Genomic DNA, 17,534 nt, shown 5'->3' with positions numbered 1-17,534 from the left:
ATGAGGGGGCGGTTGCGGGTCTACCTCGGGGCGGCGCCCGGGGTCGGCAAGACGTACGCGATGCTCGGCGAGGGCCGCCGCGCGCGGGAACGCGGCCGGGACGTGGTCGTGGGCCTGGTCGAGACCCACGGCCGTCCCCGCACCGCCGCCCTCCTGGAGGGCATGGAGATCATCCCGCGGCGGACCGTCGTCCACCGCGGCGCCACCTTCACCGAGCTCGACGTGGACGCGGTCATCGCGCGCCGGCCCAAGGTGGCGCTGATCGACGAGCTGGCCCACACCAACGTGCCCGGCTCGAAGAACGTCAAGCGCTGGCAGGACGTCGACGAGATCCTGGACGCCGGCATCGACGTCGTCTCCACGGTGAACATCCAGCACCTGGAGTCGGTCAACGACGTCGTCCAGGAGATCACCGGCGTGCCGCAGCGCGAGACCGTGCCCGACGAGGTGGTGCGCCGCGCCGACCAGATCGAGCTGGTGGACATGTCGCCGGAGGCGCTGCGCCGCCGCATGGCGCACGGCAACGTGTACGCGCCGGAGAAGGTCAGCGCCGCCATGTCCAACTACTTCCGCGTCGGCAACCTCACCGCGCTGCGCGAACTCGCGCTGCTGTGGGTGGCCGGCAAGGTGGACGACCAGCTCGACCGCTACCGCGCCGACCACGGCATCGCCACCACCTGGGAGACCCGCGAGCGGGTGGTGGTCGCCCTGACCGGCGGGCCCGAGGGCGACACACTGGTCCGGCGGGCCGCCCGCATCGCCGCCCGCACCAAGGGCGCCGACCTGCTGGCGGTGCACGTCACCAGCGCCGACGGGCTGGCCGGCGCCGACCCGGCCAGCCTGGCCCGCCAGCGCACGCTGGTGGAGGACATGGGCGGCAGCTATCACCAGGTCGTCGGCGACGACGTCCCGCGGGCGCTGCTGGACTTCGCGCGCGGCGTCAACGCCACCCAGCTCGTCCTCGGCGCCTCGCGCAGGGGGCGGTTCGCGCAGATCTTCTCCCGGGGCGTCGGCGTGGAGACCACCGCCCGGTCCGGCTCGATCGACGTGCACATGATCACGCACGAGGAGGCCAAGCGCGGACGCCGCCGGCCCGCCCGCACGCGCGCCGCGCTCACCCGCACCCGGCGGGCGAGCGGCTGGGCGCTGGCGGTGGCCGGGATGCCGCTGCTGACGGCCGCGCTGGCGCCGTTCCGCGACCTGTTGTCGCTGCCCAGCGAGATCCTGTTCTTCCTGTGCCTGACCGTCGGGGTGGCCCTGGTGGGCGGCATGTGGCCGGCCATCACCGCGGCCGTCGGCGGCTCGCTGCTGCTCAACTGGTTCTTCACCGCGCCGGTCGGCCGGTTCACCATCGCCGCCCCGGAGAACCTGTTCGCGCTGGTCGTGTTCGTGCTGGTGGCGGCGGCGGTGAGCACCATCGTGGACATCGCGGCCCGCCGGACGAGGGAGGCCGCGCGGGCCGGCGCCGACGCCGAGCTGCTGTCCACCATGGCCGGTCACGTGCTGCGCGGCGAGGCCGCGGTGTCCTCGCTGCTGGAACGCATGCGCGAGACCTTCGGCCTGACCTCCGTCACCCTGCTGGAACGGCGGCCCGAGGCCGCGCGTGTGCCCGACCAGCAGTCCGACCCGGACGCCTGGCGGATCGTCGCCACCTCCGGCGGCGCCCCCGCCACCTGCCCGGGGCGGTCCGACACCGACGTCGTCATCGACGAGGAACTGGTCCTGGCCGCCAGGGGCGAGCCGCTGGAGGCCGCCGACCGCACGGTGCTGGAGGCGTTCGCCGCCGAGACCGCCGTCGCGCTGCGCCAGGAACGTCTGCGGCAGGAGGCCGAGCTCGCCCGCCCGCTGGCCGAGGCCGACCGGATGCGCACCGCGCTGCTGGCCGCCGTCAGCCACGACCTGCGCACGCCGCTCGCCTCCGCCAAGGCCGCCGTCGAGAGCCTGTGCAGCACCGACGTCGCCTGGTCGGAACGGGACCGGTCCGAGCTGCTCGCCACCGCGAAGGAGTCGCTGGACAAGCTGGACCGGCTGGTGGCGAACCTGCTGGACATGAGCCGACTGCAGGCCGGCGTGCTCGGGGTGAGCGCGCAGCCGCTGGCGCTCGAAGAGGTCGTGCCGCGTGCCATCGACGATCTCGGCCCGCTGCGGGACCGCGTCGAAGGCGACGTCTCCGTCGAACTGCCCGACGTGCTGGCCGACCCCGCGCTGCTGGAACGCGTCCTGGTCAACCTCATGTCCAACGCCGTGCGCTTCAGCCCGCCGGGCCGGACCGTGCTGGTCACCGCGAGCGGGCACGGCGACCACGTCGAGATCCGGGTGATGGATCGTGGCCCCGGCATCCCGCCGGAGGCGCATGACCGCGTCTTCCAGCCGTTCCAGCGGCTCGGCGACCGCGACAACCACTCCGGCGTCGGGCTCGGGCTCGCCCTGTCCCGCGGGCTCGCCGAGGCCATGGGCGGCACGCTCGTGCCCGACGAGACCCCCGGGGGCGGCCTCACCATGATCCTCACCCTGCCCGTCGCCACTCCACGACGGTGAGCGTCGCTCGGCGACCCGTCCCAACTGCTGTCACACGACGGCCGGTACGGCGGGCTCGGCCACGCGGTGGCGGCCGTCGGCCGCACGGGACGCGCGCGACACCCGGGCCATCGCCAGGAAGGAGACCAGCAGGCAGGCGGCGCCCAGCGGCATGAGGTCCTTCTCCACGAACGGCACCAGGACGTCGGCGACCACCAGGACGGGCGTCCACGCCTTGACGCGGCGCTGGACGGCGAGCTGGAGGACGAGGCCGATCTGGGCGACGAAGAACAACATCGGCCCGAAGTCGTAGACCACCTGCTGCACCCCGGGAACCGACTGGACCTGGTCGAAGAGCACGCCCATCGCGGCGTGGTCGGCCGAGCGGAATCCCACGACGATGTCGATGGAGAACTGGGCGATCAGCGTGGCGATGCCGACATGCCCGGCGACGGCCAGCCCGGTCGCCAGGCGGCCACGACCGGCCAGCCGGCGCATCTCGTGGAAGGCCACGGCGAAGAACGCCAGGGCGCCGATGAAGGCCAGGTGCCCGGCCGTCCAGGCGAGGCCGGGGCCGCGGCTGCCGTCCAGGCCGTCCAGGATGCGGAGGACGCCGTAGGTGAAGGTGAGCACGGGGGCGGCGACGAAGGCGATGCGGGGGTTCATCTCGTTGACTCCTTAGCGGTGACGATCTCCCCCATCCTGGTTTTCGGCGGCCTTGCGGACATCGCCGGGGCGGGCGAAGTCCCGTCTCGCTCTTGAGCGGGATACGGGACCTCGCCTCCCTCCTGAGAGTGATCATTCCCCGGCCGGGCCGACCAGGCCGAGCTCGTAGGCGAGCACCGCCGCCTGGGTGCGGTCGCGGGCGCCGAGCTTGTCCAGGAGGTTGCCGACGTGCGTCTTGACCGTCTCCCTGGTGACGTGCAGCGCGGCGGCGATCTCCGCGTTGTTCCGCCCGAGCGCGATGTGCCGCAGGACGTCCAGCTCGCGCGGCGTCGGCTCGACGGGCAGGCGCTGCCGGGCGCTGCCGACGTGCGGCGCGGCGATGCGGCGCAGCGCGTCGGGGAAGAGCACCGCGTCGCGCCGGTGCACCAGGCGGATCGCCTCCACCAGCTCGCCGGCGGGCGAACGTTTGAGCACGTAGCCGGCGGCCCCCGCGCGCAGCGCCCCCCAGACGAGCTGGTCGCTCTCGAACGTGGTCACCATGACGACGCGCGTCTTCGGCGAGCGGCGGGCCAGCTCCCGGGTCGCGGCCAGGCCGTCCAGGACCGGCATGCGGATGTCCATCAGCACGACGTCCGCGCCGGCGCCGGCCGTGACCGCCGCACGGCCGTCGGCGGCCTCGGCCGTCACCTCGATGTCGTCGTGCAGGGAGAGCATGGTCGCCCAGCCCGAGCGGATGAGCTGCTCGTCGTCGGCCAGGACGACCCGGATCACAGCGGCAGGCTCGCCCGGACGCGCCACGTTCCGCCCACCTCCTCCCAGGTGCACGTCCCGCCGGCGAGCCGGGCCCGCATGCGCATGCCGGTCAGGCCGCGCCCCGGCTCCCCCGGCGTGCTGAGGGTCGCGTTGTCCATGGTCAGGGTCAGTCGTTCGGCGGCGGCGACGGCGAGCGTCACCGGGCCGTGGCCGTGCCGCAGGGCGTTGGTGAGCGCCTCCCTGGCGATCGCGAAGGCGGCCCGCGAGGTCGCGGGCGACACCTTGCCGAGGTGGCCGACGCTGACCCGGACGTCGAGGCCGCGGGTGAGCGTGCCGAGCGCCTCCAGGGTGGGCGTCCGGCCGGCCGCGCCGTCGTCGAGCACGCCGAGCAGCACGTCGAGCTCCTGCTGAGCGTTGCGGGCGGTGGTCGTCAGGTGGCCGAGCGACTGGGCGGCGAGCTCGGGGGCGGCGCGGCGCAGCGCCGCCTCGGCCGCCATGGCCTGCACCAGGACGACGCTGAGGGCGTGGCCGACGGAGTCGTGCAGTTCCAGGGCGAGCGACTGGCGGCGGCCCAGCTCGTCGATCAGCCGGGACGGCTCGGAACGCAGCAGCCGCCGCGCGACCCAGCGCTGGCCGAGCCCGGCGGCGACCATCGCGGCCAGCACGACGGCGATGAGCAGCAGCACCTCGGCCACCTGGCCGGGCGCCGCCTGCCAGGCCCGCGGCAGCAGCCCGGGGGACAACGCCAGGACGGCCGCGCTGAGCGTCCCGCCGACGAACAGGTGCAGGCTGGTCAGGGCCACCAGGTAGAGGCGGTCACCGCGTTCGGGCACGTCCACGTCGAGCAGGTCCGACAGCGCGATCACCTCCAGACGGCGGGTCAGCGGCAGCAGCGCGAGCAGCACCGAGGCGGGCAGGCACGCCGCCCACAGCACCAGCAGGCGGCCCGGCGTCAGCTCGGTCAGGATCGGCAGGCCGAGCCCGGCGGCGACCGGAGCCAGCAGCGCGGCGCCCAGGAGCTGGTAGACCCCGGCCCGCACGGCCTGGGTGAGAGGGCGTTTCACGTGGACCGACGTTAGCCGACGCCTCCGCGGCCGCACTCCCCCGCCGGGGGGAGGCAGGGCGGCCCGGTCGTTCCTAGCGTGAGCGCCATGACGAGAACTGATCGTTCGCGCGGCGCCGCGGCGCCGCTCCCCGTGGCCGCCGCTACCGCGGGATCGCCGGTGACCGGCGGACGGCTGCGCACGGCGTGGCGGGCCGCCCACGCGCCGGTGGCCGGGGTGCCCCGCTGGGCGCGGATCGCCGCCTACGCCGTGCCGTTCACCGTGCTGCCGTCCAGCCTGTGGCGGTTGCCCGCGGCGTTCGACCGCGGGATCGGGCTCGGTGAACGGCTGTACGTCGTGTTCCTGTCGATCCTGTCGGAGCTGGCGGCGTTCACCGCCGTCGGGCTGGTGGCCGCGTGGGGTGAGCGGTTCCCCCGCTGGGTCCCCGGGTTGCGTGGCCGCAGGGTGCCGACGCCGGCCGCCGTCGTTCCGGCGGCGGCGGGCGCCGTGCTGCTGACGGCCTTGTGGACCGCGGCCTTCGTGACCCAGCTCGCCGGGGTGACCATGCGCGGCGAGCCCATCCCGCCGGACTTCCCCAGCCGGGCGGGCGGCTGGGAGGCCGCGATCTTCGCCGTCTGCTACCTTCCGCTCCTGCTGTGGGGGCCGCTGCTCGCCGCCGTCGCCTACGCCTATCACCGGCGCCGGAGCCCGCGGCCCGGCGTGCCGGCGCTCAGTGGGCGAGGGCGGCGGTGAGGCGGTTGCTGAAGCGGGCGAGCAACCCGCTCTGGGACGTCTCGGAGACCATCCGGCCGACGAACGGCGGGATGCGCCAGTTGGCCGGGCTGCGCCGGGCCAGCCTGGACACCAGGTTGACGTGCGGGTAGCGGGCCCGCTCGTAGGCGCGCAGCCGCTGCGCCGGGTCGCCGCCCTCGGCCAGCTCGCGGCCGAGCACCCACACGTCCTCCAGGGTCTGGTTGGCGCCCTGTCCGAGGGTGGGCGGCATGAGGTGGGCGGCGTCGCCGAGCAGGGTGACGCGGCCCTTGCCCCATTCCCGGCGCACCTTCTGCCAGTGATGGCCGAAGAAGTCGAGATCGGCCTCCGACGCCTGGGCGAGCAGCTCGGGGACGGGCGACGCCCAGTGGCCGAAGCGGCGCCGCAGCTCGGCCAGGGGCTCGGCCGGACGCGGCTCGCCCGGGGACCAGCGCACGTCGAACCACCACTGGAGCTTGCCGTCACCGGCGGGGATGATCCCGCAGGCGCCCTCCTTACCGGTGATCATGAGGTGCAGGTGGGTGCGGGCGAGGTCGATGTCGATCCGGCTCAGGGCCTGCCAGGTGCCGAACGTGGCCGTCCGGATGGGGACGTCGCCCCACAACTGGCGCCGGACGACCGAGTGGTGGCCGTCGGCGCCGATCAGCAGGTCGCCCGTGGCCGTCGAGCCGTCGTCGAAGGTCGCGGTCACCCGGTCGGCGTCCTGGGTCACGGTCCGGCAGGCCGTGCCGTAGCGGATCAGGTCGCCGGGCACCCCGTCGGCCAGCCGGTCCAGCAGGAGACGGCGGGAGACCGACTTGTTCGGGAAACCGTAGAGCGCGGCCGCGTGGGCCATGTCGGAGGTGAGCCGCAGCCGGCCGTCGGCGGTCAGCGCGTCGATCCGGTCGAACCGGCCGCCGACGCCGTCAAGGGTGACACCGAGATCGTGCAGCACCGCGGCGCCGTTGCTGAAGATGCTCAACCCGGCGCCGCCCGTGCGCATCGCGGGGGCCTGTTCGTAGATCCGCACCTGGTGGCCGGCGGCGAGCAGGCTGCGCGCGACGGCCAGGCCGCCCACGCCCGCGCCGATGACGACAACGTCCATTTTATCTCCAAAACGAAGTTACTTCGATTCAAAGATACATCGCTGTGAAGTACATTGGGGCGAGTGACCGACAACCACCCAGAAGCGGACGTCTACCGCGAGTTCCTGATCGCGGTCATGCTGCACATCGAGGCCATCGCCGACCGGCTCGGCGTGCACCATGTGGACGTGGCCGCGCTCATCCTGCTGGAGATGCGCGGCCCCCTCCCGGTGGGCGCGATCTCCGAGGAACTGGGGCTCCCGTCCGCGTCCGCGACCCGGCTCATCGACCGTCTGGAGAAGGCCGGCTACGTGCGGCGGGTACGCGGCGAGCGCGACCGGCGCATGGTCACGGTGGAGCTGCTGGAGGGTGGCATGGCCGAGTACCACGCCACCCGCGTCACCTCCGAGCGGCACCTGGAGCAGATTCGGGGGCAGTTCACGCAGGAGCAGGTGCCGCTGATGCTGGGCATGCTCGGCGGCGTCGCCCGCGCCTACCGCTCGGCCACCAGGGAGATCCGCGAGCAGTCCGGCTGAGCAGCCCCGGCTCGTGGCGTCAGGGCGTGTCGCCGGCGGTGTCGCCTGCGCGGTCGACCTCGTCGGCGAAGGCGAGGACCCGGGTGTTGACGCGGTCGGGGAACTCGCCGTTGAGGGCGTGGGAGGCGTCCGGCCACAACTCGACGACGCCCCGGGCGAGCAGGCGGCGGGCCCGCAGGGCGGCCTTGCGCGGGTTGTGGATGATGCTGCGCCCGGCGATCAGCGCGAGCACCGGCACGTCGAGCCCGGCGACCTGGTCGTCCGTGGGGTACGCAGGCGGCGGCAGGAACGCGGTGAAGTCCCGCATCCCGGCCGAGATCAGGTTGGCGACGGGCTCGTCGGCGGAGGCGTCGGCCCCGCCGGAGATCCAGCTCAGCAGCTTCCTGCGCCACGACTCGGGAAAGAACGGCACCACCGAGCCCAGCGAGAAGACGACGACCTTCCAGGTGATCCGGCCGAACAGGTTGGCGGGATCGAGCACGCTCACCGAGGCGATCCGCTCCGGCACGCGCAGGGCCAGGTGGAAGGCGCTCCACCCGCCGATGGACACCCCGACGAGGTGCACCCGGTCGAGGCCGAGCCGGTCCAGCAGCTCGGCCAGCCAGGCCGCCTGGTCCGCCGCGCCCGTGAACGGTCGGGTCTGCACCGACAGGCCGGGCTCGCCGAGCAGGTCGACGGTGTAGACCGGCCGCCGGGCGACGAGGCCGGCCAGGTTCGCCTCCCACATCGGGGTGGCCGAGGTGCGCCCCGGCAGCAGGAGCAACGGCACGCCGTCGCCGCCGCCGAACCGGTAGACCCGGACGGATCCGAACTCGGTCACCACGTCGTGGGTCTGGCCGGGTTCGGGGAGCCTGGCCATGGCGTCGTCGTAGGCGTCGCGGTAGCGCGCGAAGGCGGGGGCGTCGCGGAAGTGGCCGAGCCGCCGCGCGCGGAACGCGGCTCCGATGTTGGGTTCGACAAGGTCGTTCACGTGCGGGATCCTTCGTTCGCCCTTCGCGATACGATCGTATCGCAACAACGTCACGATACACTCGTACCGCAAAGAGAGGGGGGCCGTGCCGAAACAGGTGGACCACGCGGCGCGGCGGGCCGAGATCGCCCATGCCGCGCTCAGGCTGTGCGCGCGCGACGGCCTGGCCGGCGTGAGCATCGGAGGCGTCGCCCAGGAGGCCGGCGTCTCCAAGGGGCTCGTGCAGCACTATTTCGGGGCGAAGGCCGATCTCATGCGGGCGAGCGCGCGGCTGCTCAGGCAGGAGATCGAAGGCCATGTCCGGGCGGCCCTGCGGGAGGCCGCCGGACCGGCCGACACGCTGCGGCGCACGCTGCTGGCCGTCGTCGAGCTGGGCTCGCGCGCTCCCGTGCTGCTGCTGGCCGGGCACGCGTTCCTGGCCAGGGCCGTCGCCGATCCCGACGTACGCGAGCTGTACCGCGCGGGCGGCGACGCGGTGCACCGCGAGATCGCCGCGCTCGTGGCCGCCACCGCCGCGGACCCCGGCGTCGAGGCGGGCGCCGAGGCCCACGTGCTGCTCGCGCTCGCGCGCGGGCTGGCCGACGGCGTGCTGGTCGGGGACCTGGACATCGCCGAGGCGACCGCGGTCCTCGACCACCAGCTCCGCCGGCTCGGCCGGCCGGCGGGCTCCTGACGGCACGCCGCGGACGGCCCGGGGAGCTCCTCCGCCGGGCCGCCCGCGGCGCTCTCACCCGCCGATCGCGGGCATGCCCTCCGGTACGGCCTCCGCCGCCGCCTCCGGCCCGGCCGCCACGAGCAGCTCCACCAGCCGGTCCGCGATCGCGGAGATGGTGGGCTGCTGCCACAGCAGGGTCGCGGGCAGCCGGCAGCCGAAGCGCTTGTCCAGACGCCGCCGCACCATGACCGTCATCACCGAGTCCAGCCCCTGCTCCACCAGGGGACGGCGGACCGCCAGGCCCTCGGGGGCCAGCCGCATCACGGCCGCGATCTCCGCCCGCACCTCGGGCAGGACGCGCTCGCGCAGGTCCTCCGCCGTCAGCCCGGCGAACGACCCCGCGGGCCCGCGCAGCTCCTCCTCCGCCGGGACGGGCGCGTCGATCACCGGGTAACGCAGCCCCGTGAGGTGACCCACCACCCGGCCGTCCGGGTCGGCCAGCAACACTCGCACGGTGTCGTCGGCGGCCGGGTCCACGGCCGCGTCGACGACCACCGTCGCGGGTGGGGCGCCGGTCAGCACGACCTCGTCGATGTGCACGACCATGCGCAGCACCGGGTCGCCGGGGAACACGCAGGGCGCGACGGACATCGCCGCGTCCAGCGCCGGGGCCCAGCTCTCGGCGTCCCCGGTGCGGACGGTGGCGCGCAGCGCGCCGTCGCCGCCCAGCAGCGTCTCGATCGTCCAGTCGAAGCCCGTCGAGGGCACGCCGACGGCGGCCAGCCGCCGCTGCACGAACCCGGGATCGATCGCGGTCAGAGCGCCGGCGCCGGGCAGCACGTCGGGCTTGACCTGGCCAGGAGCGGCCACCTCCGCGGTGACGTGCACCAGCCAGGCCGGTTCCGGCTCGCCGGGGCCGGCCGGCGTACGGGCCGCGAGCCGTACCGCCGGAGGCTCGTGCACGACCTGGACCTGCCGGCGTTCCGCGGTCATCAGCGGATGCGTCATCTCCACGCCGGTGAGCGTGACGTCCTCGTCCTCGGCCGCGTGCAGGAACGTGTTGACCAGCACGGCGGCGGGCACGATCTCGATCCCGTTGAGGGTGTGACTGCCCGGGTAGGGCCGGTTGGCGTCCTCCAGGCTGGTCCGCCACACGCGGGTCCGGCTGCCGGCCAGGCTGGTCCCGGCGCCGAGCAGGGTGTGGGAGCGCACGTCGTGCCCGCGGTTGTCGTCGTCGCCGGAGTCCTCGCGCCAGTGGCGGCGGTGCTGCCAGGCGTACGGCGGCAGGTCGGCGAGGCCGCCGTACGGCTGCAGCCGGTTCCAGTCCACCTCGACGCCGTGACAGTGGGCCGTGCCGACCGCGGCGAGGAAGGCCGGCAGCTCCGGCTGGTTCCGGCGCAGCGTGGTGCCGACGAACACGTCCTCGAACCCGTTCTCCGACAGCGTCTCGGTGACGGAGTGCGCGACCACCGGGTGGGGGGAGACCTCCAGGAACACGCGGTGGCCGTCCTCGGCCGCGGCCGTCGTCGCCGCGGTCAGCCGCACGGGGTCACGGAGGTTCGCCGCCCAGTACGCGCCGTCCAGCACCGGCGTCGCCCGGGGGTCGGCCAGCGCGGTCGTGTACATGGGGATGCGCGGCGGGCCGAACGACAGGCCGGCGACGGCGGCGGCCAGCTCGACGGCCAGCGGTTCCATCTGCGGGCTGTGGAAGGCGACGTCCGAGGCCACCCGCCGCACCACGATGCCCTCGGCCGGCCAGTCCTCGACCACGGCCTCGACCGCGGCGACGTCGCCGGACAACACGGTGGAGCCGGGCGACGACGAGATCGCGGCCACCAGGTCGGTCCGCCCGGCCAGCCGCTCGGCCGCCTCCTCGAAGGACAGGCCGACCATCACCATGGCCCCCTTGCCCTCGGCCTGCCGCAGCAGCCGCGAGCGGCGGCAGATCAGGCGGGCGCCGTCGGCGACGCTCATCGCGCCGGCCGTCACCGCCGCCGCGATCTCGCCGACGGAGTGGCCGATGACGGCCCGCGGCGCGACCCCGTACGCGTTCCAGAGCCGGGCGAGGCCCAGCTGCATCACGAAGATCATGGTCTGCACGCGGTCGATCGTGTCCAGATCGCCGTCGGCCAGGACCTGCCGCGGGGAGAAGCCGATCTCCTCGGCGAAGATCGGCTCGACCTCGTCGACCAGGGACGCGAAGTCCGGCACGGCGAGCAGCTCCCGCCCCATCCCCGGCCACTGGCAGCCCTGCCCCGAGAACACCCAGACCGGGCCGGGGCCGAGGTCGGGCAGCACGTCCCCGGTGAGGACCGCCTCGGCCGGCACGTCGTCGGCCAGCCTGCGCAGGTGGGCCGCCAGCTCGTCGCCGTCCGTCCCGATCACGACGGCGCGGCGGGCCAGATGGGTGCGCCGCAGCGCCAAGGTGTGCCCCGCCGACGCCGGGTCGAGGCCCGTGCCGAGGCGCTCGGCGAGCCGGCCCGCGTACTGCCGGAGGGCCTGCTCCGACGCCGCCGACAGCGGGAACAGCCGCTCCGCGCGGGGAGGCGGCTCCTCCTCCGTGGCCGCGTGCCGGGCCGGCGGGGCCTGTTCGAGCACGATGTGCGCGACCGTGCCCCCGTACCCGAAGCTGGAGACGCCCGCCCGGCGCGGGTGGTCGCGCTCCGGCCAGGACGATCGCCGCGTCACCACGCGCAGGCCCGAGGACTCCCACGGGACGGCCGGGTTGAGCGAGGACAGCACGCTCGGCGGGATCTCCCCGCGGTCGAGGGCGAGCACCGCCTTGATGACGCCGGCGATGCCGGCGGCGCCTTCCAGGTGGCCGATGTTGGACTTGACCGAGCCGATCAGGCACGGGTCGCCGGCCGGCCGCCCCGCGCCGTACACCGAGGACAGCGCGCCCGCCTCCAGCGGGTCGCCGAGCCGGGTGCCGGTGCCGTGCGCCTCGACGTAGTCCACGGTGGACGGCGCGACGCCCGCCTGCCGGCACGCCCGGGCCATCACGTGCTCCTGGGCCTCGCCGCACGGCGCCATGATGCCGTTGGTGTGCCCGTCCTGGTTCACGGCGCTGCCGATGACCAGCGCGAGCACGCGGTCGCCGTCGCGCTGCGCGTCGGACAGGCGCTTGAGCACGACCACGCCGCAGCCCTCGCCGCGGCCGTAGCCGTCGGCCGCCGCGTCGAACGACTTCGACCGCCCGTCGGGCGCCAGGGCACCGGCGGTGCCCAGCGTGAGGGTCTGGCCGGGGGTGACCAGCAGGTTGACGCCGCCGGCGAGGGCGACGTCGCTCTCGCCGAGCCGCAGGCTCTGCGCGGCCAGGTGCAGCGCGACCAGCGACGCCGAGCAGGCGGTGTCGATCGCCATGCTGGGGCCGCGCAGGTCGAGGGAGTAGGAGATGCGGTTGGCCACGGCGCAGGTCGCGGCGCCGATCCCGGTCCACGCCTCGATCTGGGGCAGGTCCTCCAGCAGCCGGCCGCCGTAGTCGGCCGTGCAGACGCCGACGAACACCCCGGCGTCGGTCCCGGCCAGCTCGTGCGGCGGCAGGCCGGCGTGCTCCAGGGCCTCCCACGCGGTCTCCATGAGGATGCGCTGCTGCGGGTCCATCAGCTCGGCCTCGCGGGGCGACAGGCCGAAGAACTCCGCGTCGAAGCCCTCGATGTCGCTCAGGAAGCTGCCGTGCCGTACGGCGTCGCGCAGTGCGGCGGCGTGCTCGGGGCTCCGGGTCTCGTAGCCGCGCCAGCGTTCGGCGGGCAGCGGCCCGGTCGTGTTGCGGCCGGCGCACAGCAGGTCCCAGAACTCGTCCGGCGAGTGGACGTCGCCGGGAAGACGGCATCCGATCCCGACCACCGCGACTGGTTCCACCCGGGCTCCGCGCGGAGTGTCGACCATCTGCGTTCGTTTCCCTTCGATGTCAGGCCCAATGAGGAGTTTCGAGGATTTCGAGCACGGCCCCGGAGACGGTCACCCCGGGCCCGGTGCCGAGCATGAGCAGGTGGTCGCCGGGGCCCAGCTGCCCGGTCGTGAGCAGGTGGTCGAGGGAGAGGACCTGGTCGCTCGCCCCGCAGTGGCCGATGGTGCGGCCGTAGTCCCAGGTGGAGCGGGACATGGGCAGGTCGACCACGGCCATGCACCGCTGTTCGACGATCTCCTCGGAGTAGTTCATGAACGCCACGCGGGTCAGGTCGCGGGCCTCGATCCCGCTCTCGTCCAGCACACGCTCGACGATCTCCATCAGCGCCCGCTGGATGTTGAACAACGCCGCGGTGGCCTCGCCCTTGGGCATGACCTGCTGCCGGAACTGCTCGTTGCGGGCCGCGAAGCTCATCCGGCGCCCGACCGTGACGCCCGGCGGGAACAGCGGTTCGCTGCCCCGGTGCAGTTCCTCGGCCCCGGCCACCGTCGTCGTGCAGACCGAGGCCAGGCGGGCGAACCCGCGGTCCTTGGTGAGCACGAGCGCGGCGGCGGCGTCCCCGCCGATGTAGCCGGGGCCCATCCGCCACCGGTCCATCAGCGGGGTGCCGTAGTTGTCGGCGGCGACCAGCAGGGCGGCCTGCCTGCCGGGCGCGGCGGCCAGGTGACCGGCCGCCAGTTCCAGGGCGATGAACATGCCGTTGCAGCCCTGCCGGATCTCGGTGGCCAGGACGTCCCCGCCGACGAGATGACGTTGCAGGTGGGAGTGCGGAGGCCAGCCGTCCGGGCCCTGGTGCCAGGTCGAGGCGTACAGGAGGAGATCGAGGTCGCCCGGCGCCCGGCCGCTGCGCTTGATCGCGCTGCGCGCCGCGTGCAGGGCCATCTCGGGAGCCGGCACGTCGCCGGCGACCACCGTCCCCGCCAGGTTGTGCAGCTCGGCGTCCTCCGCCGGGTACCAGCCCTTGGCGACGGCCTTCTCGACGCTGACGACGGTCCTGGGCAGGTAGGTTCCCACGCCGCCGATGTAGGTGTCCGCGTACCGCATGGCTTCCGTCCTCGTCCCGGCTAAGCGGATCGGAGTTCTCTGACCATCGTCACGATGGTCGCGACGTCCCTGAAGTTCTCGGGGTCGAGCATGGCGGCGGTGACCCGGACGCCGACGTCCTTCCTGAGGAAGTTCAGCAGCCGCGCCGTGCGCAGGGAGTCCAGGAGGCCCGACACGAGGAGCGGGGTGGTCTCGTCCACCTTGACGTCGTCGCCGTCCAGGACGAGGTTGTCCTGGACGAAGTCGACCAGCCGCCGGGTGAGGTCGTCGCTCACGCGCGTGCTCCTCTCGTGACGGGCGTGGTGGACAGGACCCGGAACGCCGCCGCGGCGACCGACGTGCCGGAGCCGAAGCCGACCATGAGCAGGTGGTCGCCGGGCACGAGCCCGCCGGTGGCGATCAGGTGCTCGAAGGCGATGAACTGGTCGACCGCGCCGCAGTGGCCGACGCGCCGGCCGTAGTCCCAGGTCGTCTGGTCCTCGTCGATGCCCAGCCAGGACATCTGCCCGTCCAGGTCCTCGCGGCGGCCGTGCGGGAAGGCCACCCGGGTGATGTCGCCGAAGCCGATCCCGGCCTCGTCCACGGTCTGCTCGACCTGCTGCATCATCGTCTTCTGGATCGTCAGGTGGATGCCGGTGCCCTGCGCCTTGAGCAGCCGCTGGCGGAACTCCTCGTGCCGGTCGCCGAAGCTCAGCCCCCTGCCGACGGTGGCGTCCGGGGGGAAGAGCGGGTAGGCGCCGTCGTTGACCGCGTCGGCCTCGGGGATCACCGTCATGTTCACCGACAGCAGCTCGGCCATGCCGTAGTCCTTGCCGAGGACGAGCGCGGCCGCGGCGTCGCCGATCAGCGCCCCGGGGGTCATCCGCCAGCGGTCCACCAGCGGAGTGCCGTGGTTGTCGGCGGAGACCACCATGGCCGTCCGCCGGTCGGCGTCGGCCTGGAGGTAGCTCGCCGCCAGCTCCAGCGAGCTGATCATCCCGACGCAGCCGCTGCGGATCTCGTGCGCCGGCACGCCGCCGCCGAGGAGGTGCATCTGCAGGTAGTGCTGGGGCTGCCAGCCGTTGGGGCCCTGGTGCCAGACCGACGGGTAGAGCAGCAGGTCCAGATCGCGCGGGGAGGACTCGCCCCATCGCTCGTACGCGTCCAGGACCGCGAGCCGCGCCATCTCCGGCGCCGGCATGTCGCCGGCCACCGCCGCGCCGATCTGCCGGTATTTCTCGGCGTCCGCGGCCGGGTACCAGCCCTCGCGGACGGCCTGTTCGACGCTCACGCTGTCAGGCACGTAAACGCCCAGGCTCCTGACGAACATGTTGGGTGTACGCACACGCCCCCTAACTCATCGACGAATCCCGGACAACGGCCCGCGCCAGGGAAAAGCGCTTATCCGATTTATTTCCGGCCAGGAGTCACGTGGCCCCCGGCCGGTCGGTGAATACGACGGTAAATGAGCCGGCGGGCCGTCCCGGGTAAGGATAGGGGCGGCCCGCCGAATAACGCAATAAGGTGATCCGCGACCTTCCGTGACCGAGGTTCGACGGAACGTGGCGCAATAAGGGAAAGCCGCTATTCAGCTCCCCGCCCGCGGATTTCGCCGAATAAAATTCGGGAATCCACGGCGGCGGAACCCGGGTCGGCTCAGGGCACTCTCGTGCAGACGATGTTGTTGAGCTTGAACTGGGCGGGAATGTCGTTCGTCCCGGTGACGGACGCCGAGAAGCCGAGGCTCTGGCTGGAGCCCGGGCCGATGTAGGTGTTGGTGCCGGCGTCGCGGGCGGTCACCTGCGTGCCGGTCTGGGTCACCGTGGCGTTCCAGGCGTTGGTGATCAGCTGGTTGCCCGACCAGGCCCACGTGACGGTCCAGCCGTAGATGGGGGTCGTGCCGGTGTTCCTGATGGTCAGGCTGCCGTTGAACGCGCCGTTCCAGACCTCGGTGGCGTAGCTGACCTCGCAGGAGGTGCCCATCTTGAGCCCGCCGCGCAGGAAGGTCGTGAAGTTGGGCCAGGTGGGGTCGAGGGTGCCGGTGCCGACGGTCTCGCCGCAGTTCTTGGTGGTGCGGACGGTCTGCGTGCCGTAATGGGCGGGGTCCATGACCTGGGGCATCATGTGGTCGGCGCCGGGCACCGAGACGAAGGTGGCCGACCCGCACTGAGCCTTGATCTTGTTGTAGAGCAGGACGCTCTGCCCGTGCGGCACCAGGAAGTCGGCCTGGCCGTGCAGGAACATCAGCGGCGGGTCGTTGGCGTCGACGTACGTCATCGGATTGGCCTGGGCCACCGTGGCCGGGCAGGTCTGGATGGGACAGCCGACCAGCAGGGACTCCGGCGAGGCGGGAGAGTTGTGGTCCAGCCCGCCGGTCGGCAGGTTCTGCGCGTTCATCTGCAGGAAGTCGGTCGGGCTGTAGAAGGCGAGCCCCGTCTGCACGGCGCTGGAGACGCCGGTCGTGCCGATGGCGCCCTCCAGCGCCGACACGCCGCCGGACAGCGTGGCCATCTCCGTCAGCCAGCCGCCCGAGGAGTCGCCCATGATCGCGAATCGGTTGGGGTCGAGCTGGTACGTGGCCGCGTTCGCGCGCAGCCAGCGGATCGCCGCCTTGATGTCGTGCACCTGGGCCGGGAAGATCGCCTGGGCGCTGGAGCGCACGCTGACGCCGGCCACCGCGAAGCCCAGAGGGTTGAAGATGGCGGCGATGGCGTCCGCGCCGGCTTTGCCGTCGTCGCTGCTCCACGCCGAGCCGGTGTGCCAGATGATCAGGGGGCGGGGCGTGATGCCGGTGGCGGGCAGGTAGAGATCCAGCAGATGCCCTCTGCTGCCGGCCGGTTGCGCGGGCGCGTAGGCGATGTCGGTGATCGTCTGCGTCGCGTGTGCCGGCGGCGCGAAGGCCGCCGGCACACCGACGGCGGCCAGCACGGTCATCGCCAAGCCGACGGCGGCCGTGCGGATTCGAGCTTGCATGGTGCGACTCCGGTTGGGTCGGATGGTCGCCGCTTCCCCGGGTGGCCGTCCGTGTCTCGGTCGATGGCAGGGCGGCCGTGATGAGCACGCCGGCCTGTCGCGCCTGTGAGAACAACGTCCTGTTCGAGTGTCGCGGCTCACATCGATATGGGCGGGGCGACGATATGCCACCAACGCGACGATGGTCAAAGTTTTCGAAGTTTCGTTTCCCTTAGAACGGGAAAGCGGCATAAATCGTACTTTGGGGCTGTAAGGCGCGGAGACGATCCCAGATCATCCATGGCGTGCACAGGCGGTCGGATACACCCCCACGGCGTCTTTCACGCCAATGAAAGTTTCATGACCCGGCGGCCCAGGATTCCTACGCGACAATCCCGCCGGAGCGGTGAGTGATAATGTCCACCGACATGATCTCCCCAGTCGCAGGAGGACGAATGCGAAAGGCACGCGCTGTTCTCGTCTCGGCCGTCATGGTCCTTGGAGTGTCGCTGACGATCGGCGCCGCCCCGGCGAACGCCGAGAAACTGGCGGGCGTCTTCAGGGAGCACGCGGAGTGCGAGCGGATCGGCACCCAGGGCGTCGACCAGAACTGGTGGGACGACTATTCATGCCAGTGGGAGAGCAAGTACAGCTACTACTTCCTCTACGCCTGA

15 protein-coding genes are annotated in these 17,534 nt (G+C 73.0%); 5 read left to right on the top strand and 10 right to left on the bottom strand.

Going from position 1 to position 17,534, the window contains the following annotated elements:
- The gene (locus AB0J76_RS36655) at positions 1 to 2,538 is read left to right on the top strand and encodes an ATP-binding protein (RefSeq protein ID WP_352323771.1); all 2,538 of its coding nucleotides are present in this window, start codon (positions 1 to 3) and stop codon (positions 2,536 to 2,538) included.
- A gap of 30 nt (positions 2,539 to 2,568) precedes the next feature.
- Here AB0J76_RS36655 and AB0J76_RS36650 read toward each other — a convergent pair whose 3' ends face one another.
- The 3 genes from AB0J76_RS36650 to AB0J76_RS36640 all read right to left on the bottom strand — a co-directional run bounded on the left by AB0J76_RS36650 (position 2,569) and on the right by AB0J76_RS36640 (position 5,000).
- Positions 2,569 to 3,183: a hypothetical protein gene (locus AB0J76_RS36650; protein WP_352323770.1), complete on the bottom strand. Its 615-nt coding sequence runs from the start codon at positions 3,181 to 3,183 to the stop codon at positions 2,569 to 2,571.
- Positions 3,184 to 3,315: 132 nt separating this feature from the next.
- The gene (locus AB0J76_RS36645) at positions 3,316 to 3,954 is read right to left on the bottom strand and encodes a response regulator transcription factor (protein ID WP_352323769.1); all 639 of its coding nucleotides are present in this window, start codon (positions 3,952 to 3,954) and stop codon (positions 3,316 to 3,318) included.
- Complete coding sequence (locus tag AB0J76_RS36640; protein WP_352323768.1) at positions 3,951 to 5,000, bottom strand: histidine kinase; 1,050 nt, start codon at positions 4,998 to 5,000, stop codon at positions 3,951 to 3,953. Before AB0J76_RS36640 ends, AB0J76_RS36645 begins: the two co-directional genes overlap by 4 nt.
- A gap of 87 nt (positions 5,001 to 5,087) precedes the next feature.
- Between AB0J76_RS36640 and AB0J76_RS36635 the strand changes: the two genes are divergently transcribed.
- The gene (locus AB0J76_RS36635) at positions 5,088 to 5,732 is read left to right on the top strand and encodes a hypothetical protein (protein ID WP_352323767.1); all 645 of its coding nucleotides are present in this window, start codon (positions 5,088 to 5,090) and stop codon (positions 5,730 to 5,732) included.
- Here AB0J76_RS36635 and AB0J76_RS36630 read toward each other — a convergent pair.
- The gene (locus AB0J76_RS36630; RefSeq protein ID WP_352323766.1) at positions 5,710 to 6,834 is read right to left on the bottom strand and encodes an FAD-dependent monooxygenase; all 1,125 of its coding nucleotides are present in this window, start codon (positions 6,832 to 6,834) and stop codon (positions 5,710 to 5,712) included. The genes AB0J76_RS36635 and AB0J76_RS36630 overlap by 23 nt on opposite strands.
- Positions 6,835 to 6,897: 63 nt before the next feature.
- Between AB0J76_RS36630 and AB0J76_RS36625 the strand changes: the two genes are divergently transcribed.
- A complete protein-coding gene (locus tag AB0J76_RS36625; protein ID WP_352323765.1) occupies positions 6,898 to 7,350 on the top strand; it encodes a MarR family transcriptional regulator in 453 nt (150 codons plus the stop codon).
- Positions 7,351 to 7,369: 19 nt separating this feature from the next.
- On the opposite strand, the gene AB0J76_RS36620 is transcribed toward AB0J76_RS36625, so the two are convergent.
- Positions 7,370 to 8,320 (bottom strand): alpha/beta fold hydrolase, encoded by a 951-nt coding sequence (locus tag AB0J76_RS36620; protein ID WP_352323764.1) that lies wholly within the window; start codon positions 8,318 to 8,320, stop codon positions 7,370 to 7,372.
- Positions 8,321 to 8,405: 85 nt separating this feature from the next.
- Between AB0J76_RS36620 and AB0J76_RS36615 the strand changes: the two genes are divergently transcribed.
- A complete protein-coding gene (locus AB0J76_RS36615; protein WP_352323763.1) occupies positions 8,406 to 8,993 on the top strand; it encodes a TetR family transcriptional regulator in 588 nt (195 codons plus the stop codon).
- Between the two features lie 54 nt (positions 8,994 to 9,047).
- Here the strand turns inward: AB0J76_RS36615 and AB0J76_RS36610 are convergent, their stop codons facing one another.
- The 5 genes from AB0J76_RS36610 to AB0J76_RS36590 all read right to left on the bottom strand — a co-directional run bounded on the left by AB0J76_RS36610 (position 9,048) and on the right by AB0J76_RS36590 (position 16,881).
- Positions 9,048 to 12,836: a beta-ketoacyl synthase N-terminal-like domain-containing protein gene (locus tag AB0J76_RS36610; protein WP_352327655.1), complete on the bottom strand. Its 3,789-nt coding sequence runs from the start codon at positions 12,834 to 12,836 to the stop codon at positions 9,048 to 9,050.
- Positions 12,837 to 12,885: 49 nt separating this feature from the next.
- Positions 12,886 to 13,929, bottom strand: a complete 1,044-nt coding sequence (locus AB0J76_RS36605; protein WP_352327656.1) for a ketoacyl-ACP synthase III family protein — start codon at positions 13,927 to 13,929, stop codon at positions 12,886 to 12,888.
- A 20-nt stretch (positions 13,930 to 13,949) separates the two neighbouring features.
- Positions 13,950 to 14,204 (bottom strand): hypothetical protein, encoded by a 255-nt coding sequence (locus tag AB0J76_RS36600; RefSeq protein ID WP_352327657.1) that lies wholly within the window; start codon positions 14,202 to 14,204, stop codon positions 13,950 to 13,952.
- Positions 14,201 to 15,211: a ketoacyl-ACP synthase III family protein gene (locus AB0J76_RS36595; protein WP_364392272.1), complete on the bottom strand. Its 1,011-nt coding sequence runs from the start codon at positions 15,209 to 15,211 to the stop codon at positions 14,201 to 14,203. Before AB0J76_RS36595 ends, AB0J76_RS36600 begins: the two co-directional genes overlap by 4 nt.
- Positions 15,212 to 15,564: 353 nt before the next feature.
- Positions 15,565 to 16,881: a cellulose binding domain-containing protein gene (locus AB0J76_RS36590; protein WP_352327659.1), complete on the bottom strand. Its 1,317-nt coding sequence runs from the start codon at positions 16,879 to 16,881 to the stop codon at positions 15,565 to 15,567.
- 434 nt (positions 16,882 to 17,315) lie between these two features.
- Here AB0J76_RS36590 and AB0J76_RS36585 point away from each other — a divergent pair, with 434 nt between their 5' ends.
- The gene (locus tag AB0J76_RS36585; protein WP_352327660.1) at positions 17,316 to 17,534 is read left to right on the top strand and encodes a hypothetical protein; all 219 of its coding nucleotides are present in this window, start codon (positions 17,316 to 17,318) and stop codon (positions 17,532 to 17,534) included.

Origin of the sequence: Nonomuraea sp. NPDC049624, from assembly GCF_040675255.1 — a bacterium.
GTDB lineage: Bacteria > Actinomycetota > Actinomycetes > Streptosporangiales > Streptosporangiaceae > Nonomuraea.
Note: the sequence above shows the minus strand (reverse complement) of the source record. Positions and strands in the feature narration are given on the sequence as shown.